We start from the raw sequence: 20,671 nt of genomic DNA, 5'->3' as shown, positions 1-20,671 counted from the left end.
GACGATCAGCCCCGCTTCTGCTTGGTGATCTGCTCCTGCTCGACGTCCTCGGAGTCCATCGCCTTCGTCTCCTCCTTGCCGGCCAGCAGCTGGCCGTCGGAGGTCTGGAAGGTCGGCTTGAACTTCTTCAGCGCCTCGGTCACCGCGTCGCCCGACTCCTCCTCGAACTTGCCCGACTCGCGGACGGCGTCGAGCACGTTGCTCTCCCGGCGCAGGAAGTCCAGGAACTCACGCTCGAACCGGAGCACGTCGTTGACCGGGACGTCGTCGAACTTGCCGGTGGTACCGGCCCAGATCGAGACGGTCTGGTCCTCGACCGGGTACGGCGAGTACTGCGGCTGACGCAGCAGCTCGACCAGTCGCTGACCGCGGTCCAGCTGGCGGCGCGAGGTGGCGTCGAGGTCGGAGGCGAACATCGCGAACGCCTCCATCGCGCGGAACTGGGCGAGGTCCAGCTTCAGCGTGCCGGAGACCTTCTTCATGCCCTTGACCTGGGCGGCGCCGCCGACCCGCGACACCGAGATGCCGACGTCGATGGCCGGCCGGATGTTCGCGTTGAACAGGTCGGACTGCAGGAAGATCTGGCCGTCGGTGATGGAGATGACGTTGGTCGGGATGAAGGCCGAGACGTCGTTGGCCTTGGTCTCGATCACCGGCAGACCGGTCATCGAGCCGGCGCCCAGCTCGTCGCTCAGCTTCGCGCAGCGCTCGAGCAGCCGGCTGTGCAGGTAGAAGACGTCACCCGGGTAGGCCTCACGGCCCGGCGGGCGGCGCAGCAGCAGCGACATCGACCGGTAGGCCTCGGCCTGCTTGGTCAGGTCGTCGAACACGATCAGGACGTGCTTGCCCTGGTACATCCAGTGCTGGCCGATGGCCGAACCGGTGTACGGCGCGACGTACTTGAAGCCGGCCGCGTCGGACGCCGGGGAGGCGACGATGGTGGTGTACTCCATCGCGCCGGCCTCTTCGAGCGCGCCGCGGACGGCGGCGATCGTCGAGCCCTTCTGGCCGATCGCGACGTAGATGCAGCGAACCTGCTTCTTCGGGTCGCCGGAGTCCCAGTTGGCCTTCTGGTTGATGATCGTGTCGATCGCGATCGCGGTCTTGCCGGTCTTGCGGTCACCGATGATCAGCTGACGCTGGCCCCGGCCGATCGGGATCATCCCGTCGATCGCCTTGATCCCGGTCTGCAGCGGCTCGCGGACCTCCTGGCGGTCCATCACGCCGGCTGCCTGCAGCTCCAGCGCGCGGCTGCCCTCGATGCCGGTGATCTCACCGAGGCCGTCGATCGGCTTGCCCAGCGGGTCGACGACGCGACCCAGGTAGCCCTCGCCGACCGGGACCGAGAGGACCGTGCCGGTCCGGCGGACCTGCTGGCCCTCCTCGATACCACCGAACTCGCCGAGCACGACGACGCCGATGTTGCGGACGTCGAGGTTCAGCGCGATGCCCTGGGTGCCGTCCTCGAACACGAGCAGCTCGTTGGTCATCGCCGAGGGCAGTCCCTCGACGTGCGCGATGCCGTCGCCCGCGTCGATCACGGTGCCGACCTCTTCGCGGGCGGCCTCGTCCGGCTCGTAGTTGCGGACGAACTGATCCAGGGCGTCCCGGATCTCCTCCGGCCTGATCGTGAGCTCAGCCATTATCTTCCGTCCCTGCTTCCTTGACCTTCTGGCCTGGTGATGGGCTCTAGAGGCTTGCTGACCACTAGCGCCGTTATGTCGTTAGGGTCAGCCCGCGATGCGCCGTTGCGCCTCGTCGAGCCTGGCCGCGATGGTTCCGTCGATCACTTCGTCACCGATGTCCACCCGGACGCCGCCGACGACCGAGGGGTCGACGATCACGTTCAGCTGGATGTCGCGGCCGTACTGCCGGCCGAGCACCGCGGCGAGCCGGGTGCGCTCCGCCTCGGACAGCTCGGCGGCGACCCGGACGGTCGCGATGCTGGCGCTGCGCCGGGCCGCGGCCGCGACCTGGTAGGACCGCATGGAGCCCGCGAAGTTGCGGCCCCGGCCGTCCACCGCCCGCTCGGCCAGCCGCACGGTGGCGGGGTCGGCCTTGCCCTGCAGCAGTCCGTGGATCAGTTCCTGCCGGGCCGTCACCGCGATGTTGCGGTCGCTCAGCTTGTCGTTGAGCTGCCGCTCGGCGGTGACCACCCGGTCGAGCCGGAACAGCTCGTCCTCCAGTTCGTCCAGCTTGCGCTGGCCGTCGGCGTACGCGACGTCGGCCTCCACGCTCAGCTGGTCGAGCGCGTCGGCGAGGTCACGGCCGCTGACCCAGCGGCCGGCCACGGCGGCGGACAGGATCGTCTGCGCCGGGGCGGAGATCTTGCCACTGAACAACTGCTCGGCGAGCTCGGTCTTGGTCGCGCCCGAGCGGCCCGGGTCGGTCAGCGCCCGCCGGAGCGAGCCGTTGCCGTCGAGCAGCTTGGCCACCGAGAACAACTCGGCGCCCAGGCCTTCGGTGACGGTGACACCCGCCAGGGCCTCCTGGGCCCGGGCGAGTGACTCCCTCGATGCGCCGCGCATCAGCCGTCCGTTCCAACTGCCTGGCGAGCCGACTCCGACGCTTCCAGGTCCGCCAGGAAGCGCTCGACGGTGCGGCGCTGACGCGCCTCGTCCTCGAGCGATTCGCCGACGATCCGGCCGGCCAGCGTGGTCGCCATGGTGCCGACCTCGCTGCGCAGTGACGCGACGGCCTGAGCCCGCTCGGCCTCGATCTGGGTCCGGGCGTGCGTCACGATCCGCTCGGCTTCGGTGTTCGCCTGCTCGCGCAGCTCCGCGATGATGAGCGCACCCTGCTCACGCGCGTCCTCGCGGATCTTCGCAGCTTCCTGCCGGGCTTCCGCCAGCTGCGCGTTGTACTTGTCGAGCGCTGCCTTCGCCTCGGTCTGAGCCTGCTTGGCCGCCTCCATGCCGCCTTCGATGGCCTGGGTCCGGTCGGCGTAGGCCTTCTCGAACCTCGGGACGACGAACTTGCGGGCAAGGATGGTCAGCAGGATCAGGAAGACGAAACCGAAGATCACCTCGGACAGGTGCGGCATCAGCGGGTTGTTCTCGCCCGCTGCCGACAGTGGAAGCACTTTCGTCAGCATGTCTTGATCCTGTCAGTCGGAGAGTTCGGTCAGCTGCCTTGGAAGACGAAGGCCAAGGCGATACCGATGATCGCCAGCACCTCGACGACGCCGAAACCGATCCAGGCGATGGACTGCAGCTTGCTCTGCGCCTCCGGCTGACGGGCGGTTCCGTTGATCACCGCGGCGAAGATCAGACCGACGCCGATACCAGGTCCGAGCGTGGCCAGCCCGTAGCCGAGCATGACGATGTCGCCGGTGATTTCAAGAGCCATCATTGGAGTGTGGTTCCTTTCGATACGGATAAAGCTGTGGGGTCAGGGGTGGTGCGGGGTCCGAAGCGGACCGGTCAGTGGTCCTCGGCCAGCGCGCTACCGATGTACTGCGCCGAGAGGATGACGAAGATGTAGGCCTGGATGCACTGGACGAACAGCTCCAGTCCGGCGATGGCCAGCCCCATCAGGAAGGTGACGACACCGGCGCCGGCGACGGCGATGCTGCCGGACTCGAACAGCATGTACTCGCCACCGAGCACGAACACCAGCAGCAGGATGTGCCCGGCGAACATGTTGGCGAACAGCCGCACGGCCAGCGAGAACGGCCGGACCACGATGTTCGAAACGAACTCGATCGGGATCATCAGCGGCAGCAGGGCCAGCGGCACACCGGCCGGCATCGTCTGGTGCTTGAAGTAGCCCCACAGTCCGTGCCTGCGGATACCGACCACGTTGTAGACCAGCCAGCTGGAAACACCGGCGGCGTAGGCCCAGCCGACGTGGCTGAAGGTCGGGAACTGGAGGAACGGGATCGACGCCGCGACGTTGTTCAGCAGGATGAAGAAGAACAGGCCGAACAGGTACGGCACGAACTTCATGTACTCCTTGGTGCCGATCGTGTCCCGGGCGATCGTGTTGCGGACGAAGTTGTAGCCCAGTTCGCCGGCGAACTGCAGGCGGCCGGGCACGACCGCGGACTTGCGGGCGGCTCCCCAGAAGAACCAGGCGATCACGACGACCGACAACGTGGCCACCAGGACAGGCTTGGTGAACCATTCGACGCCGTCGATGATGGGCGGTAGGTCGAAACTTCCCGGACCGGGCGGGATGAACTCGGTCGAAACTCCGGCGATCACCGGGTCTCCTCTCGCGTCGTGCTCAAGTCGTTCGCCATATGGCTAAGGGCAGGGCGGCTCAGGGCAAGGCGGTCAACTACGTCAGACCCGGCAGGACTCAGGATCGCCCGTACCGGAACAGCAGCATCGCAATGGTCAGTCCGGCACCGACGATGATGCCCAGCGGAAGAAAGAAAGGGGTGTCCAGCCAGCGATCCAACCCGAATCCGATGCCCCCGTAGACGACGATTCCGCCGATCAAGTAGGACAGGACCCGCCAGCCATCGCCGGATGTGTTCGGCGTCGGCTTCGGATCCTCGGGCTGGCTCATTGGCACCCGAAAGGTACCAGTCGGCGACACGCCGGGTCACATCGGCCCGGGCGGAGGGCGCAGTGCGGTTCACCACACCCTCGATCAGGCCGGGAAGACGGCCACTGGTGGTGTCACGCAGCGTGCTCACGTGTTCACCTCGTGGTCAAGATCGTAGATCGGGACCCGCAGCCGCGACCAGGCCCAGATCTCGCCGGCCATCCAGCCCATCACCACGAGGATCGCACTGACTCCCAGCGTGGTCAGGTTGACGTTCGCGGCGAGGCTGTCGGAGCTGAGGGCAATGATCAGCAGACCGCCGAAGACGGCGATCCGGCCGGTGTACGAGCCCATCGCCACGGCCAACTGCAGGGTGGGCGAGGCGTGCCGGGCCAGGTGCAGCGCCAGCAGACCGGCGCCGGAGAAGATGATCACCATCAGCAGGCCCAGCAGGGCACCCCACAGGCCCTTGAGACCGGCAGCCACCACCGAGACCGCCGCCGCGTTGAGCCCTACGACGACGCCGGCCACGAGAGCGCCGCGCAACATCGCCAGAGCCGGGTGCCTGGTCGCTTGACCGGCTTCGCTCGGGGGGCTTGCCTGGGGAGCCATCTGGTGGTTCCGTCCTGCTGGCGACCGGGATTGCTGCCCTCGGTCGTCTGGTGGGCGGGGTCAGGGTGAAGCTGTTCCTGCTGGTGCTTGTGAAAACTAGCACAAAGTCTGTCACGTCAGCAAAACGAGCATCCCTGCCGCTGTACACGCACACCCTATCGGTAGGCCAGGAGGCCCACTGGTCTGGTCCCCGTCAGGCGTCCGTCAGACCTTCGAGAGGGTCCGTCCGGCGCGCCGGGGCAGGCCGGTGGTGAGCAGGATGGCGGTGACCGCGACCGCGAGCACGAGCAGGGCCGTCCACCACTTCAGTTGCAGCCCGAGGACCACCACGCCGAACGAGATCAGGAACGTCCACAGGTACATCAGCAGGACCGCGCGACGGTGCGAGTGGCCGCGTTGCATCAGCCGGTGGTGGAGGTGCAGCTTGTCGGCCGCGAACGGCGAACGGCCGGCCTTCGTCCGGCGGACGTAGGCCATCGTCAGGTCGAGCGCCGGGATCGCCAGCACCGCGATCGGCAGGATCAGCGGGAGCAGCGCGGGCAGCAGGCTGGAGCCACCGACCTCGTACGGAACGGCGTTGGGGTCCATCTGACCGGTCAGGCTGATCGTCGACGCGGCCAGCATCAATCCGATCAGCAGGGCGCCCGAGTCGCCCATGAAAACCCTTGCTGGAAAGAAGTTGTGCGGCAGGAAGCCCAGGCAGGCGCCGGCCAGCGCGACCGTGATCAGCGTCGAGGTGGTGGCCCGGTCGAGGTTCTGCTCGACGTTCAGCAGGTAGGAGTAGGTGAAGAAGGCGCCGGCGCCGATCGCGGTGACGCCGGCGGCCAGACCGTCCAGGCCGTCGACGAAGTTCACCGCGTTGGTGGAGACCAGCAGGATGCCCGCGGTCAGTACGGCGAGCTGGGCCGGTGGCGGCGAGAAGATGCCGCCGGGCAGCGGCAGCCAGTACAGCTGGATGCCCTGGACAACCATCACGCCGACGGCCAGCACCTGACCGGCCAGCTTGGTGATCGCGTCCAGTTCGTACAGGTCGTCGATCACGCCGACGGCGCAGATCACCACCCCGCCGACCAGGATCGCGCGGGCGTCGTGGGCGACCTGCAGGCTGTCGCCGAGGAAGGGCAGGTTGGAGGCGACCGCGAAGCCGGCGATCAGGCCGGCCAGGATCGAGACGCCGCCGAAGTACGGGATCGGGACCTTGTGCACGTCCCGGGTCCGGACCTTGGCGACGGCGCCGTACCGCAGGGCGATCTGCCGGGCCACACCGGTCAGCAGGAAGGTCGTGGCCATCGCCACGAACAGGACCAGCAGATACTCGCGCACTAGTCCGCAGGCCTCACATCGGTCGCCTTCTCCTGCTTCGCGGTGGGCTCGTCGTCCTTCTTCGTCTCTTCCTCTGACGCCTCGGGTGCGACTTCGGTTGGCTCGTCGTCCGTGGTCGCCTCGGGCACGACGTCGCGGATCTGCCGCACCGACAGAGCGCCGATCCGGACGATGTGCGGGAAGTCGCCGGTCAGGTCGACGATCGTCGACGGCTCGCCGCCGTCCACCGCGCCACCGTCGAGGTAGACGGCCACGGTGTCCAGCAACTGCTCCTCGGCGTCGTACACGTCCAGCGCCGCCGGCTGACCGCTCAGGTTGGCGGAGCTCACGGCCAGCGGTCCCGTGCGCGACAGCAGCTCGCGGGTGTTCTCGTGGTCGGGCACCCGCAGCGCGACGGTTCCCTGGGTGTCCCCCAGGTCCCACATCAGCGATCCCTGCGCGTGGCAGATCACCGTCAGCGGACCCGGCCAGAACGCCTCGCACAGCTTCCGTCCGGCATCCGGTACGTCGGTCGCCAGCGCGTCCAGCGACTCGACCACCGAAATCAGTACCGGGGGCGGCATGTCGCGGCCACGACCCTTGGCGTCCAGCAGCCGCTGGACGGCGTCGGCCTTGAAGGCGTCGGCGGCAATCCCGTAGACCGTGTCGGTCGGCAGCACGACCAGGTCGCCCGCCTCGATCGCGTCCACGGCCGCGCGGTAGGCCGGCGCCAACTCGTCACCGGTGAAGTCAAAGCGCTCGCTCACGGGGTGCATCGTGTCACCAACGGGCCTCCGCGCTCCACTTGGGTTCACGCAGCGCACTTCTGACAATCGATTGTCAGCTTCCCGGCGCGGTACCGGTGGGCGTGCATAAGATCCCCGCCATGACTGTGACGCGTGAGTTCCTGGCCGGCCTGCCGAAGGCCGAACTGCATGTCCACCACGTCGGTTCGGCCTCGCCGCGGATCGTCGCCGAGCTCGCCGCCAGGCACCCCGGGACCCGGGTTCCGGCCGATGCCGCCGCGCTCGCGGAGTACTTCGTCTTCACCGACTTCGCCAAGTTCATCGAGATCTACCTGTCCGTGGTCGACCTGATCAGCACGCCCGAGGACGTCCGGCTGCTGACCTACGAGGTCGCCCGCGAGATGGCCGGCCAGAACATCCGGTACTGCGAGCTCACCGTCACGCCGTACACGTCGGTACTGCGCGGAGTCGCGCCGGAGGCGTTCTGCGAGGCGATCGAGGACGCCCGGACCGCGGCGGAGAAGGAGCTCGGCGTGGTCCTGCGCTGGATCTTCGACATCCCCGGCGAGTCCGGTCTGCCCGCTGCCGCCGAGACGCTGCGGATCGCGACCGAGCTCCGCCCCGAGGGTCTGGTCGGCTTCGGCCTCGGCGGCCCGGAGATCGGCGTACCGCGGCCGCAGTTCGCCCCGTACTTCGATGCTGCCCGCGCGGCCGGGCTGCACAGCGTGCCGCACGCGGGCGAGACCACCGGCCCGGAGACCATCTGGGACGCGCTGCGGGTGCTGAAGGCCGAGCGGATCGGTCACGGCACCTCCGCCCTGCAGGACCCGGCGCTGGTCGACCACCTGGGTGAGCACCGGATCCCGCTCGAGGTCAGCCCGACCTCCAACCTGGCCACCCGCGTGGTCGCGTCGTACGACGAACACCCGCTGCGCGGGATGGTCGAGGCCGGCCTGGTGGTCACCATCAACTCCGACGACCCGCCGATGTTCGGCACCGACCTGGTCAGCGAGTACGCCGTCGCCGCCGACCTGCTGAACCTCGACAACCAGGGCGCGGCCGACCTGGCCCGTACCGCCGTCGAGGTGTCCTTCGCCGATGACGGCACGAAGACCGCACTGCTCGCGGAGATCGATGAGTACGTCGCCCAGGCGTGACACGCCTCCGCGTGGGTTTGGTGGGACGGCATGGTTGTCTGGTCCGGTGCGTACGACGGCTGTGGTGCTTCTGAGTTCGATGCTGCTGGTGGCGGCGGGCTGTAGTGAGGGCAAGAGCGACGACCGGGCCGAGGCGGGTTCGACGCCGCCGAGCCAGACCGTCGCCAAGCCGTCCGCGTCGGGGACCAGCCCGGCGCCCGCTCCCGTGGCCGATGGCGATCTCCCCCGCGGCGGGCGGCAGCTCTTTCCGAAGTACCAGCTCGTCGGGTACGTCGGCCTGCCGGGCTCGCCCGCGCTCGGGCCGCTGGACAAGGACCTGGACGCCAAGGCGGACAAGCTGGAGAAGCTCGCCAAGGCCTATGCGGTCGGCCGGACCCCACTGCCTGTGCTCGAACTCATCGTGGTGGTCGCCAACGGCAGTCCGGGCAAGGACGGCAAGTACCGCAACCGGATCTCCGACGAGAAGATCGCCGACTATCTCGAGGTCGCCCGCGCGCACAAGATGCTGCTGCTGCTGGACATCCAGCCGGGCCGGGCGAAGATCCTCGACGAGGTGAAACGGCAGGAGCGCTGGCTGAAGGAGCCTGACGTCGGGCTCGCCTACGACCCGGAGTGGGCCGTCGGGCCCGGTCAGGTGCCGGGCAAGGTGTTCGGGCGAACGACCGGCGCCGAGCTGGACAGCATCGCGCAGTACCTGTCAGGTCTGGTCGCCGAGCACGATCTGCCGGAGAAGGCGTTCGTCTTCCATCAGTTGTCGGCGCGGATCGTCAGCAACGAGAAGGCGCTGAAGCAGCACCCGGGAGTTGCCGTGATCAAGTCGGTCGACGGCATCGGCAGCCGCTCGGCCAAGGAGTCCACCTGGCGCAAGCTGACGCCAGGGATGGCACCCGGCGTGCACGGGGGCTTCAAGCTCTTCTACCAGGAAGACACCCGGCACGGGCCGCTGATGACGCCCGCCGAGGTGATGGCGCTCAAACCCCGCCCGGAGTTCGTGGTCTACGAGTAGTCAGACCCGGCGGCCGGTGGCGAAGCGATGGCGGCCGGCCAGGTCCAGCTGGTCGCGGACCTCGGTGAAGAGCCCTGTCGAGGCGAACACCGCCGGCGCGGACTCCCCCTGTACGTCGGCGTGCTCGCAGCCGAACCAGCCACCGGGCTTGAGCAGCCGGCCGGCCGTGGCCGCTACGATCTTGATCTCGTCCAGGCCGTCATCGCCCGACCACAGCGCGAGTGCCGGGTCGTGGTCCCGTACTTCGGCCGTGACGGACTCCCACGCGGTCAACGGAATGTACGGCGGGTTGGAGATGACTGCGTCGATCTGCCCGTCCAACTCCGGCAGGCAGCCGTCGATGTCGCCCTCGTGGAGGGTGGCACCGGTCCCGGCCAGGTTGCGGCGAGCCCAGACACAGGCGTCGGCCGACAACTCCACTGCGTGCACAGTGCTGTCCGGTCGCTCGGTGGCGACAGCTCCGGCGATCGCACCCGAGCCGCTGCAGAGGTCGACCACCAACGGGTTCTCGATGTCGGCGAGCTTGTCCAGAATCCACCCCACGAGCACCTCGGTCTCCGGCCGCGGCACGAAGACCCCTGGCCCGACAGCCAGGTCCCGGTAGCGGAAGGCCGCAGTACCGGTCAGGTGCTGCAGTGGCTCGCGTTGGGCCCGACGGGCCAGCAGTGCGGCGTACTGCGCTTCCTGGTCGGCTGTGGGCTTTACGAGGCCCAGCTGCATGCGGCGTACGCCGGTGACGTGGGCAAGGAGCTCAGCGGCGTCGTAGTCGGGTGAGGCGACACCTGCCTCCGCCAGCTGGTGGGTGGCTTCGGCGAGCAGAGTGCGGACGCTCACTGGCTGTCGACGGCCTCTAGGCGAGCGGTGAGATCCGCTTCGGTCAGGGCCTGGATCACGGCGGCGATGTCACCGTTGAGCACCTGGTCCAGGTTGTGCGCCTTGTAGCCGACCCGGTGGTCGGAGAAGCGGTTCTCCGGGAAGTTGTAGGTGCGGACGCGCTCCGAGCGGTCGACCGTGCGGATCTGCGAACGCCGGGCGTCGGACGCCTCCTGGTCGGCGGCCTCCTGGGCGGCGGCGAGCAGCCGGGACCGCAGTACTCGCATGGCTTGCTCACGGTTCTGCAGCTGGGACTTCTCGTTCTGCATGGAAACGACGATGCCGGTCGGGAGGTGCGTGATCCGGACCGCGGAGTCGGTCGTGTTGACGCTCTGGCCGCCCGGACCGGAGGAGCGGAAGACGTCGATCCGCAGGTCGTTCTGGTCGATCTCGACGTCCACGTCCTCGGCCTCGGGCAGCACCAGGACGCCGGCCGCGCTGGTGTGGATCCGGCCCTGCGACTCGGTCACCGGCACCCGCTGGACCCGGTGCACGCCACCCTCGAACTTCAGCTTCGCGTACGGCGCCTCGCCGGGCTCGGGCGTGCCCTTGGCCTTCACCGCGACGGTGATCGACTTGTAGCCGCCCAGATCGGACTCGGCCGAGTCGAGCACCTCGGTCTTCCAGTTCTGCGACTCGGCGTACTTCAGGTACATCTTCAGCAGGTCGCCGGCGAACAACGCGGACTCGTCGCCGCCCTCACCGGCCTTGATCTCGAGGATCGCGTCCTTGTCGTCGCTCGGGTCGCGCGGGACCAGCAGCACCTGCAGCTTCTCGGCCAGTTCGTCGCGCCGGTGCTCGAGCCTGGTCGCCTCCTCGGCGAAGCTCGCGTCCTCGTGCGCCAGCTCCTTGGCCGCCTCGATGTCGTCGGCGGTCTGCAGCCACTCGTCGTAGGTGCGGACCACCGGTGCCAGCGCGGCGTACCGCTTGCCGACCTGACGGGCCACCGCCTGGTCGGAGTGCAGCTCGGGATCCGACATCCGCCGCTCGAGCTCGGCGTACTCCGCCTTGAGCGTCTGTACAGCTTCGAACATGTCCGCACTCCTTCCTCGGGCCTCAAGATCTCCGGGACAACGCAACGGCGCCGGTCCCGAATCCTCTGGGGGACTCTTGGACCGGCGCCGGAAAGCAGCTACTTCTTGGCGTACCGCTTCTCGAAGCGGGCGACGCGGCCACCGGTGTCGAGAATCTTCTGCTTGCCGGTGTAGAAGGGGTGGCACTGCGAGCACACGTCGGAGTGGATGGAGCCACTCTCGGCGGTCGAGTGCGTGTCGAACGAGGCACCGCAGGCGCAGGTGACCTTGGTCGCCACGTAGTTCGGGTGGATGTCGCTCTTCATGGATCTCCTCGAGTTTGGCGCTCCGGGTCGTCCGCCAGGTGCGAACGTGAACCGGAACCAACAGGCAAGTTTGCCATCAGATCCCCCAACCGCGCGAATCGCCCCGGTATTCCGGGGCGATCCAGGCAGTTCAGGAGTACCGCGGTCTAGCTGCCGTCGTCGGTACTGCGGCCGTTGCCGCCGCCCGTGGACGGGGTGGTCTTGTTGACCTGCATCAGGAACTCGATGTTCGACTTGCTCTCCTTGAGCTTGCCGATCAGCAGTTCCAGCGCGGCCTGGCCGTCCAGGGCGGACAGCACCCGGCGGAGCTTCCAGACCACGGCGGTCTCGTCCTTGGACATCAGCAGCTCTTCGCGGCGGGTACCGGAGGCGACCACGTCGATGGCCGGGAAGATCCGGCGGTCGGCGAACTCGCGGCGGAGCCGGAGCTCCATGTTGCCGGTGCCCTTGAACTCCTCGAAGATGACCTCGTCCATCTTGGAGCCGGTCTCGATCAGCGCCGTCGCGAGGATGGTCAGCGAACCGCCGTCCTCGATGTTGCGGGCCGCGCCGAAGAACCGCTTCGGCGGGTACAGCGCCGACGAGTCGACGCCACCGGACAGGATCCGGCCGCTGGCCGGGGCCGCGATGTTGTACGCCCGGCCGAGCCGGGTGATCGAGTCCAGCAGCACGACCACGTCGTGACCCAGCTCGACCAGCCGCTTGGCCCGCTCGATCGCCAGCTCCGCGACCGTGGTGTGGTCGTCGGCCGGCCGGTCGAAGGTGGAGGCGATGACCTCACCCTTGACCGTGCGCTGCATGTCGGTGACCTCTTCGGGCCGCTCGTCCACCAGCACGACCATCAGGTGTACTTCGGGGTTGTTCGTGGTGATCGCGTTCGCCAGCGCCTGCAGCACCATCGTCTTGCCGGCCTTCGGCGGCGAGACGATCAGGCCGCGCTGGCCCTTGCCGATCGGGCTGACGATGTCGACGATCCGGGTGGTGAGGATGTTCGACTCGGTCTCGAGCCGGAGCCGCTCGGTCGCGTACAGCGGGGTCAGCTTGTTGAAGTCCTGACGCTGCTTGGCGACCTCGGGGTCCGACCCGTTGACGGTGTCGATCCGCACCAGCGGGTTGAACTTCTCCTTGCGCTCGCCGTCGGACGGCTGCTTCACCGCACCGGTGATCGCGTCACCCTTGCGCAGGCCGTAGCGCTTGACCATCGACAGCGCGACGTACACGTCGTTCGGGCCGGGCAGGTAGCCGCTGGTCCGGACGAAGGCGTAGTTGTCGAGCACGTCGAGGATGCCCGCGGCCGGGACCAGGACGTCGTCCTCGCTGATCGTCGGCTCCGGCTCGAACCGGTCGTTGCGGCCACGGCTGCGCGGGTTGTCCCGGGGGCCGCGGTCGTTGCGGTCACCGCGGTCGTTGCGCTCGTTCGTGGGGCGGTCGCCGGTACCGCGCTCGCGGTCGCGGCCCCGGCGGCGACGGCGGCGGCCCTCGCCCTCCTCGCCACGGTCGGCCTGGTTCTGCCGGTCCCGGGGGTTGTCGCGGTTGCCGTCCCGATCGGTGCGGTTCTGCTGACCGTCGCGGTTGGCGTCCCGGTCGGCGCGGTTCTGGCCGCCGTCCCGGTTCTGCTGGCCGTCGCCGCGGTTCTGCTCACCGTCGCGGGACTGGTTGTCGCGACCGTCGCGCTGGTTGTCGCGGGACTGGTTGTCGCGAGCCTGGGCGTCGCGGCCGTCGCGCTGGTTGTCGCGGGACTGGTTGTCGCGGGCCTGGTTGTCACGGCCGTCGCGCTGGCTGTCGCGGCCACGATTGCGGTCGCGGGTGCCCTCGTTGCGGTCGCCACGATCGTTGCGGTCGCCGCGGTCGGAGTTGTCGGCCGGCGAGTTGTCGGTCTGCTCGCGGGTCCTCTCCGGCGCCTGCACGGCAGCCTCGACCACCGGGCTGGTGGTCTGCGCCACGGCCGGGGCCGTCTCTGCCACCGGGGTGGCGCCGTTCTGGGTGGCCGGCTCCGCGGTGCTCTGGGTGGCGGCGGCGCGGGTCCGGCGGCTGCCGGTGCGCTGCGGCGCGTCCTGGGCGGGCTCGGCCTTGGCGGCCGGCTGGGCCTTGGCGGCAACGGGCTCCGCGGCGGCCTCGTCCAGGGTCGGCTGGCTCGACCGCGAACGGGAACCGCCCGAGCCGATACTCGCCTGGTTGGCCTTGATCGCCTCGATCAGCTGGCCCTTGCGCAGCGCGCCGGTGCCCTTGATGCCGAGCGTCCCGGCGAGCTGCTTGAGCTCGGGGAGCAGCATGCCTTCGAGGCCGCCTCCGGACTTGCGGCGCCGCGTTCCGGCAGCAGCCGTCGCGTCGGTGCCCGGGGCCGAGGTACCGGCTCCGCTGGAGGCTTCAACAGTTTCTGTCACGTGAGGTCCTTCCCACACGGATGGACGAGTCGCAGAAGGCTCATCGCCCGGAATCATCTCCCGCGACCGACGAAACGGCGACGCGGGGTACAGAGAGGCGGCTCTCGCTGAATCTGGGGTCCCCCGGAAATGTCCGGCGCAGGCGGCGCAAGTCTTCCACTGGGAGATCGCCACGTACACCTGGGTGCCGGGACCTTGGCCCGATGCGGCGAGAGTTCGCCGATCACCTGGAGGGGATCGGGTGATCCGAGACTAGCACCACCAAGGGTCAGTCTGCTGCCTCGAGGTGTTCAACGCGTGTCCGGGATCGTTCATTCCCGCCCTCGGCGAGCAGTCTTTCTGCATCCGCCGACCAGACCTGTACGCCCAGTGGATCGATGCCGAGCTCGAATCGATGCCAGCCGTCGGGCGCCTCCGGGACCACGTTCGGCCCGGCATCCGTCGAGGTCACAGGGGGTTTCGACAGATCTTCGTCGTCCACCAGGTCGTCGCCGCCGAGTCCTTCCGGTGGGCTGCCCAGCACCAGTACCGTCGGTCCGGCCCCGCTCACCACCGCGGGCAGACCGCTCCCCCGCAGTTTGTGCACCAGGGCAAGGCTTTCGGGCATGGCGGGTTCGCGGTACTCCTGGTGCAGCCGGTCCTCGGTGGCTGTCATCAGCAACTCCGGCCGCGAGGTCAGCGCCGCTACCAGCAGAGCGGCTCGGCCCGCGTTGGCGGCCGCATCCGCATGCGGTACGGCGGCGGGCAGCAACCCGCGAGCCTCCTTGGTCAGCACCTGCGTCGACGGGACGTAGGCGATCACCGACAACGCGGCCACCGGCTCCAGCCGGATCGCCCGGCCGGTCTCGCCGTCGGTCCAGGCGATCGTGAACCCACCCAGCGCGCTGGCGGCAACGTTGTCGGGATGACCCTCGATCTCGTTGGCCAGTGCCACCAGGTGATCGCGATCGAGCGGCACCCCGGCCAGCCCGTACGCCGCCGCGATCCCGCCGACGATCGCGGCCGACGACGATCCCAGGCCGCGGCCGTGCGGGATCCGGTTCTCACAGCGCAGCGTGAAACCGGGGACGGCGGCGCCCAGCGACTCCAGCCCGGCGCGGATCGAACGCACCACCAGATGGGTCTCGTCCAGCGCGACCTCGCCCTCGCCGGAGCCGGTCACCTCGACGGTGACCCCGGCGCCGCCGGGGATCACCGTGAGTTCGTCGTACCGGGTCAGGGCCAGACCGAAGGCGTCGAAGCCGGGGCCCAGATTCGCACTGGTGGCCGGGACCCGGACCCGGACCGGTCCACCCGTCGCCGGTGCCAACTCACACCAGTCCGGCGACGCGCGCCACGGCGTCGGTGTCGGCCGGCGTGACCGGCGACTCGGCGACGGTCGCGTACGACAAGGCGGTGTCGATGTCCTTGAGGCCGTGGCCGGTCACCGTGATCACGATGGTCGATCCGGCGTCGAGCCGGCCCGCGGCCTTGGTGGCCAGCAGTCCGGCGACGCCGGCCGCCGAGGCGGGCTCGACGAAAACGCCTTCCCGCGCGGCCAGTTCACGTTGCGCCGCAAGGATCTGCTCGTCGCTGACCGCCTCGATCCGGCCGCCCGACTCGTCCCGCGCGGCCTCGGCCAGCGTCCACGACGCGGGGTTGCCGACCCGGATCGCGGTCGCCTGGGTGTCCGGCTTCTCGACGATCCGCCCGGTCACCAGCGGCGCGGCACCCTCGGCCTGGAACCCCCACATCCGCGGGGACTTCGAGGAGATCTTGTCGCGCTCGTACTCCAGATACCCCTTCCAGTACGCCGCGATGTTGCCGGCGTTCCCGACCGGGAGCAGGTGCAGGTCCGGTGCGTCGCCGAGCGCGTCGACCACCTCGAACGCCGCGGTCTTCTGGCCTTCGAGCCGGACCGGGTTGACCGAGTTCACCAGCGCGACCGGGTAGTGCTTGCCCAGCTCGCGGACGATCCGCAGGCAGTCGTCGAAGCCGCCGTCGATCGAGACCAGCTTCGCGCCGTGCACGATCGCCTGGGCCAGCTTGCCCTTCGCGATCCGGCCGGCCGGGATCAGCACCAGCGGCAGCAGGCCCGCGCGGACCGCGTACGCCGCGGCGGAGGCCGAGGTGTTGCCGGTGGAGGCGCAGACGACGGCCTTGTCCCCGGCCTGCGCGGCCAGCGAGATCGCCATCGTCATCCCGCGGTCCTTGAACGAACCGGTCGGGTTGTTGCCCTCGATCTTGAGCCAGACCTCGCAGTTGGTCTGCTCGCTCAGCCACTGCGCGGCCACCAGCGGCGTACCGCCCTCGCCGAGGGTGACCACCGGAGTGTCCGCCGAGACCGGCAGCCGGTCGCGGTATTCCTCGATCACGCCTCGCCATTGGTGAGGCCGCTGTTGCGCCATCTTCAGTCCCCTTCGACCCGCATCACACTGCTGACTTCACGGACGATGTCCATGTCGCGCAGGGCTTCCACGGTCGCGGAGAGGCTTGCGTCGGTGGCGGTGTGGGTGACGACGACGAGCTGCGCCTCCCCGCCCCGGCCCTCCTGGCGGACGGTCTGGATCGACACGCCGTGCTCGGAGAACGCGTGGGCCACCGCCGCCAGCACGCCGGCCTTGTCGGCCACGTCCAGCGACACGTGATAGCGAGTCCGGGTCGCTCCCATCGGGCGGACGGCCCGCTGGGTGTACGACGACTCGCCGACCCCCGGCACGCCCTTGAGCCGGTTGCGCGCGGCGGATACCAGATCCCCGAGGACAGCGCTGGCCGTCGGGGCACCGCCGGCACCACGACCATAGAACATCAGCTGGCCGGCCGCCTTGGATTCCACGAAGACGGCGTTGTACGCGTCCCGGACGGAGGCCAGCGGATGGCTCAGCGGGATCATCGCCGGATAGACCCGGGCGCTGACCGAGTCGTTCGCCTCGTCGAGCTCGCAGATCGCCAGGAACTTCACCACGCAGCCCATCTCGCGGGCCGAGGCGATGTCGGTCGCGGACACCTCGGTGATGCCCTCGCGGTGCACGTCGGCGATCGAGACCCTGGTGTGGAAGGCCAGGCTGGCCAGCAGCGCGGCCTTGGCCGCGGCGTCGAAACCCTCGATGTCGGCGGTCGGGTCGGCCTCGGCGTACCCGAGCGCCTGGGCCTCCTCCAGCGCCTCGTCGAACCCGGCGCCGGTGGAGTCCATCTTGTCCAGGATGTAGTTCGTGGTGCCGTTGACGATGCCCATCACCCGGGTCACGTCGTCACCGGCCAGCGACTCGCGCAGCGGCCGCAGGATCGGGATCGCGCCGGCGACGGCGGCCTCGAAGTACAGGTCGCGCTCGAACTTCTCGGCGGCCGCGAACAGGGTCGGGCCGTCCTCGGCCAGCAGCGCCTTGTTGGCGGTGACCACCGAGGCGCCGTGCTCGAGCGCGGTCAGGATCAGGCTGCGGGCCGGTTCGATCCCGCCGATCACCTCGATCACCAGGTCCAGGTCACCGCGCGAGACCAGCGCCTGCGCGTCGGTGGTGACGAGGGCGGGATCGACCGCGATGTCGCGGGCCCGGCCGGCCCGGCGGACGGCGATGCCGGCGATCTCCAGCGGCGCACCGACCCGCGCCGCCAGGTCGTCGGCCCGCTCGGTGAGGATCCGGACCACTTCGGTCCCGACGACGCCGCAACCCAGCAGCGCCACCTTCAAGGGTTTGCCTGACGGTTTCACTCGGCCCCCATGTCCAGTGCAAGCATGTCGTCCTCGGTCTCGCGACGAACCACGACCCGGGTCCGGCCGTCCTTGACCGCGATCACCGGTGGCCGCGGTACGTGGTTGTAGTTGCTCGCCATCGAGCGGCAGTAGGCGCCGGTGCCCGGTACGGCGACCAGGTCGCCGGGCGTCACGTCGGCCGGCAGGAACTCGTCCTTGACCACGATGTCGCCGGACTCGCAGTGCTTGCCGACCACCCGGGCCAGCGTCGGAGTGGCGCCGGCGTACCGGTTGGCCAGGGTGCAGGAGTAGTCCGCGTCGTACAGCGCGGTGCGGATGTTGTCGCTCATCCCGCCGTCGACGGAGACGTAGGTGCGCTGGGCGCCGGCGTCCAGCGCGACCTCCTTGACCGTGCCGACGGTGTAGACCGTGCAGACGGCCGGGCCGACGATCGCGCGGCCGGGCTCGATCGACAGCCGCGGCGCCTCGACGCTGTACGCGCGGCACTCGTGCTCGATGATCTTGGCCATCTCGGTGGCCAGCTGGGCGGGATCGGCCGGGTCGTCCTGGGTGGTGTAGGCGATGCCGAACCCACCGCCCAGGTCGAGCTCCGGCATGTCGGCGCCGAGCTCTTCGGAAACCCTTGCGTGCAAGGCGATCAGGCGCTTGGCGGCCAGCTCGAAACCGGACGTGTCGAAGATCTGCGAGCCGATGTGGGAGTGCAGACCGAGCAGCTCCAGCTCGGCCGCTTCGTTGACCCGGGCAACGGCTTCGAAGGCCGCGCCGGAGGTGATCGAGAAGCCGAACTTCTGATCCTCGTGCGCGGTCGCGATGTACTCGTGGGTGTGCGCCTCGACGCCCGCGGTGACCCGGACCATCACCGGCGCGACCACACCGCGCTCGGCCGCCAGCTCGATCAGCCGGGAGATCTCGAACTGGGAGTCGACGATGATGCGGCCGACGCCGGCGTCCAGCGCGCGGGCCAGCTCCTGCTCGGACTTGTTGTTGCCGTGGAAGCCCAGCCGCTTCGGGTCGGCTCCCGCCCGCAGCGCGACGGCCAGCTCACCACCGGAGCAGATGTCGAGGTTGAGCCCCTCCTCCATCACCCAGCGGACCACCGTCGTGCAGAGGAAGGCCTTGCCGGCGTAGTACACGTCGGAGTCCTTGAACGCCACCTTGAACGCCCGGGCGCGGGCGCGGAAATCGTCCTCGTCCAGCACGTACGCCGGGCTGCCGTGCTCGGCGACCAGCTCACGCAGGTCGACGCCGCCGACCTCGAGGGCACCGTCGTCGTTCTTCCTGGCCGTGGTCGACCACAGCGCCGGGACCAGGTCGTTGGGGTCCCGCGGCGCCCGCAGCCACGGCGGCGCCTTGTGCCCGATGTCGGCGTGCAGCGTGCCCGCCTCGTGCGCCCTCACATCCGCTCCGGGGCGGAGACGCCGAGCAGGTCCAGCCCGTTGGCGAGCACCGTCTTGGTCGCGCCGACCAGCGTCAGGCGGGCCTGGTGCACCGGTTCGGTCTCCTCGTCGCCGCGCGGGAGCACCCGGCAGACGTCGTAGAACTTGTGGAACGCCGCGGCGGTGTCCTCCAGGTAGCGGGCGATCCGGTGCGGCTCGCGCAGCTCGGCCGAGGTCGCCACCACCCGCGGGAAGTCGGCCAGCGCGCGGAGCAGGTCACCCTCCTTCTCGTGGCTGAGCAGACCGGGCTCGAACTCGTCCAGCTTGATGCCGAGCTCGTCGGCGTTGCGCAGGATCGAGGCGAGCCGGGCGTGCGCGTACTGCACGTAGTACACCGGGTTCTCGCTGACCTGGCGGGTCATCTCCTCGATGTCCAGGGTCAGCGGCGAGTCCACCGGGTAGCGGCACAGCGTGTACCGCAGCGGGTCGACGCCGCTCTCCTCGACCAGCTCGGCCAGCGTGACGATGGTGCCGGCCCGCTTGGACAGCTTCATCTCCTCGCCGTTCTTGAGGATCTTCACCAGCTGGCCGATCAGGATCTCGATGTTGTGCTCGGGGTCGTCGCCGGCACAGGCCGCGATCGCCTTCAGCCGGTTCACGTAGCCGTGGTGGTCGGCGCCGAGCAGGTAGATCGCCACCTCGAAACCGCGGTCGCGCTTGTTCACGTAGTACGCGGCGTCGGAGGCGAAGTAGGTCGGCTCGCCGTTGGTCCGGATCAGCACCCGGTCCTTGTCGTCGGTGAAGTCGGTGGTGCGCATCCAGAGCGCGTCGTCGGCCTCGTACAGGTGGCCCTGCTCGCGCAGCTTGTCGATCGCGTGACCGACCCCGTCCTGCTCGTGCAGGCTGCGCTCCGACATCCAGACGTCGAACTCGGTCCGGAAGTGCGCCAGCTGGTCCTGCTGCTCCTTGAGCTGGCGCACGTAGCCGGCCTCGCGGAAGGCGACCGGCTGCTCGCTCTCGGGCAGCTCCAGGATCTGCGGCTCCTCGGCGACGATCCGCGCGGCGAGGTCGTTGACGTACTCCCCGTGGTAGCCGTCCTCCGGCACCGGTACGCCGTGGGCGGCCGCCTGCAGCGAGGCACCGAACTTGTCCATCTGGGCGCCGCGGTCGTTCACGTAGAACTCGCGGGTCACCTTGGCGCCGGCGGCGATCAGCACCCGGGCCAGCGCGTCACCGACGGCGGCCCAGCGGGTGTGACCGAGGTGCAGCGGCCCGGTCGGGTTGGCGGAGATGAACTCCAGGTTGATCGGCTGACCCTTGAGCGAGTCGGTCGACCCGTACGCCGCGCCCGCCTCGAGGATCTGCGCCGCGATCCTGCCCTGGGCGTCGGCGGCGACCCGGATGTTGATGAAGCCGGGACCGGCGATCTCGACGGCCGTGATGGCGTCGTCGTCCTGCAGTCTGGCGGCCAGCAGCTCGGCCAGCTTGCGCGGGTTGCCCAGGCTGGAGCGCTTGCCGAGCTGCATCGCGATGTTGGTCGCGTAGTCGCCGTGCTCGGGGTTCTTGGGTCGCTCCACCTTGTGCTCGCCAGGCAGGCCACCCTCGACCGTCAGCGTGCCGTCGTCGACGAGCGCGGTCAGGGCCAACAGGATCTTCTCAGCGAGCTGTTCCGGAGTCACCGGCCCAGCCTA

The 20,671-nt window shown here is 69.3% G+C and carries 20 protein-coding genes; 2 read left to right on the top strand and 18 right to left on the bottom strand.

What is annotated here, in order from left to right; genetic code table 11:
• Window positions 1–5: 5 nt before the first annotated feature.
• From atpA to OX958_RS11495, 9 genes are all read right to left on the bottom strand, one after another.
• Window positions 6–1,643 (bottom strand): F0F1 ATP synthase subunit alpha, encoded by a 1,638-nt coding sequence (gene atpA / locus OX958_RS11535; protein WP_270137287.1) that lies wholly within the window; start codon window positions 1,641–1,643, stop codon window positions 6–8.
• An 87-nt stretch (window positions 1,644–1,730) separates the two neighbouring features.
• A complete protein-coding gene (locus OX958_RS11530; RefSeq protein ID WP_270137286.1) occupies window positions 1,731–2,528 on the bottom strand; it encodes a F0F1 ATP synthase subunit delta in 798 nt (265 codons plus the stop codon).
• Window positions 2,528–3,094, bottom strand: a complete 567-nt coding sequence (locus tag OX958_RS11525) for a F0F1 ATP synthase subunit B (protein ID WP_270137284.1) — start codon at window positions 3,092–3,094, stop codon at window positions 2,528–2,530. Before OX958_RS11525 ends, OX958_RS11530 begins: the two co-directional genes overlap by 1 nt.
• A 29-nt stretch (window positions 3,095–3,123) precedes the next feature.
• On the bottom strand, window positions 3,124–3,351 hold the full coding sequence (atpE, locus tag OX958_RS11520) for an ATP synthase F0 subunit C (RefSeq protein WP_270137283.1): 228 nt from the start codon (window positions 3,349–3,351) through the stop codon (window positions 3,124–3,126).
• A 71-nt stretch (window positions 3,352–3,422) separates the two neighbouring features.
• Entirely contained in the window at window positions 3,423–4,205 is a 783-nt protein-coding gene (gene atpB, locus OX958_RS11515; protein ID WP_270137282.1) for a F0F1 ATP synthase subunit A, read from the bottom strand.
• Window positions 4,206–4,302: 97 nt separating this feature from the next.
• Window positions 4,303–4,515: a hypothetical protein gene (locus OX958_RS11510; RefSeq protein WP_270137281.1), complete on the bottom strand. Its 213-nt coding sequence runs from the start codon at window positions 4,513–4,515 to the stop codon at window positions 4,303–4,305.
• A gap of 126 nt (window positions 4,516–4,641) precedes the next feature.
• Window positions 4,642–5,106, bottom strand: a complete 465-nt coding sequence (locus OX958_RS11505) for a hypothetical protein (protein ID WP_270137280.1) — start codon at window positions 5,104–5,106, stop codon at window positions 4,642–4,644.
• Window positions 5,107–5,310: 204 nt separating this feature from the next.
• Window positions 5,311–6,429, bottom strand: coding sequence for a glycosyltransferase family 4 protein (locus OX958_RS11500; RefSeq protein WP_270137279.1), 1,119 nt, complete (start codon window positions 6,427–6,429; stop codon window positions 5,311–5,313).
• A complete protein-coding gene (locus tag OX958_RS11495; RefSeq protein ID WP_442913260.1) occupies window positions 6,429–7,184 on the bottom strand; it encodes an L-threonylcarbamoyladenylate synthase in 756 nt (251 codons plus the stop codon). The genes OX958_RS11500 and OX958_RS11495 overlap by 1 nt, the downstream gene beginning before the upstream one ends.
• A 110-nt stretch (window positions 7,185–7,294) precedes the next feature.
• On the opposite strand from OX958_RS11495, the gene OX958_RS11490 reads away from it, so the two are divergent.
• Both OX958_RS11490 and OX958_RS11485 read left to right on the top strand, forming a co-directional pair.
• On the top strand, window positions 7,295–8,311 hold the full coding sequence (locus OX958_RS11490) for an adenosine deaminase (protein ID WP_270137277.1): 1,017 nt from the start codon (window positions 7,295–7,297) through the stop codon (window positions 8,309–8,311).
• 46 nt (window positions 8,312–8,357) lie between these two features.
• A complete protein-coding gene (locus OX958_RS11485; protein WP_270137276.1) occupies window positions 8,358–9,317 on the top strand; it encodes a hypothetical protein in 960 nt (319 codons plus the stop codon).
• Here the strand turns inward: OX958_RS11485 and prmC are convergent, their stop codons facing one another.
• From prmC to argS, 9 genes are all read right to left on the bottom strand, one after another.
• Window positions 9,318–10,151, bottom strand: a complete 834-nt coding sequence (prmC, locus tag OX958_RS11480) for a peptide chain release factor N(5)-glutamine methyltransferase (protein WP_270137275.1) — start codon at window positions 10,149–10,151, stop codon at window positions 9,318–9,320.
• Window positions 10,148–11,224 carry a peptide chain release factor 1 gene (prfA, locus tag OX958_RS11475; RefSeq protein WP_270137274.1) on the bottom strand — a complete coding sequence of 359 codons (1,077 nt, stop codon included), beginning with the start codon at window positions 11,222–11,224 and terminating at the stop codon, window positions 10,148–10,150. Before prfA ends, prmC begins: the two co-directional genes overlap by 4 nt.
• Before the next feature lie 98 nt (window positions 11,225–11,322).
• Window positions 11,323–11,529, bottom strand: coding sequence for a 50S ribosomal protein L31 (gene rpmE, locus OX958_RS11470; RefSeq protein ID WP_270137273.1), 207 nt, complete (start codon window positions 11,527–11,529; stop codon window positions 11,323–11,325).
• A 146-nt stretch (window positions 11,530–11,675) separates the two neighbouring features.
• Window positions 11,676–13,913: a transcription termination factor Rho gene (gene rho / locus OX958_RS11465; RefSeq protein WP_270137272.1), complete on the bottom strand. Its 2,238-nt coding sequence runs from the start codon at window positions 13,911–13,913 to the stop codon at window positions 11,676–11,678.
• A 268-nt stretch (window positions 13,914–14,181) separates the two neighbouring features.
• On the bottom strand, window positions 14,182–15,222 hold the full coding sequence (gene thrB / locus OX958_RS11460; protein WP_270137271.1) for a homoserine kinase: 1,041 nt from the start codon (window positions 15,220–15,222) through the stop codon (window positions 14,182–14,184).
• Window position 15,223: 1 nt separating this feature from the next.
• Window positions 15,224–16,300, bottom strand: coding sequence for a threonine synthase (thrC, locus tag OX958_RS11455; RefSeq protein ID WP_270137270.1), 1,077 nt, complete (start codon window positions 16,298–16,300; stop codon window positions 15,224–15,226).
• Between the two features lie 2 nt (window positions 16,301–16,302).
• The gene (locus tag OX958_RS11450) at window positions 16,303–17,601 is read right to left on the bottom strand and encodes a homoserine dehydrogenase (RefSeq protein WP_270137268.1); all 1,299 of its coding nucleotides are present in this window, start codon (window positions 17,599–17,601) and stop codon (window positions 16,303–16,305) included.
• On the bottom strand, window positions 17,598–19,001 hold the full coding sequence (gene lysA / locus OX958_RS11445) for a diaminopimelate decarboxylase (protein ID WP_270137266.1): 1,404 nt from the start codon (window positions 18,999–19,001) through the stop codon (window positions 17,598–17,600). The genes OX958_RS11450 and lysA overlap by 4 nt, the downstream gene beginning before the upstream one ends.
• Window positions 18,998–20,659 (bottom strand): arginine--tRNA ligase, encoded by a 1,662-nt coding sequence (argS, locus tag OX958_RS11440; RefSeq protein ID WP_270137264.1) that lies wholly within the window; start codon window positions 20,657–20,659, stop codon window positions 18,998–19,000. The genes lysA and argS overlap by 4 nt, the downstream gene beginning before the upstream one ends.
• Window positions 20,660–20,671: the final 12 nt, after the last annotated feature.

Origin of the sequence: Kribbella sp. CA-293567 (assembly GCF_027627575.1) — a bacterium.
GTDB lineage: Bacteria > Actinomycetota > Actinomycetes > Propionibacteriales > Kribbellaceae > Kribbella.
This window is presented reverse-complemented; position numbering and strand designations above follow the sequence as displayed.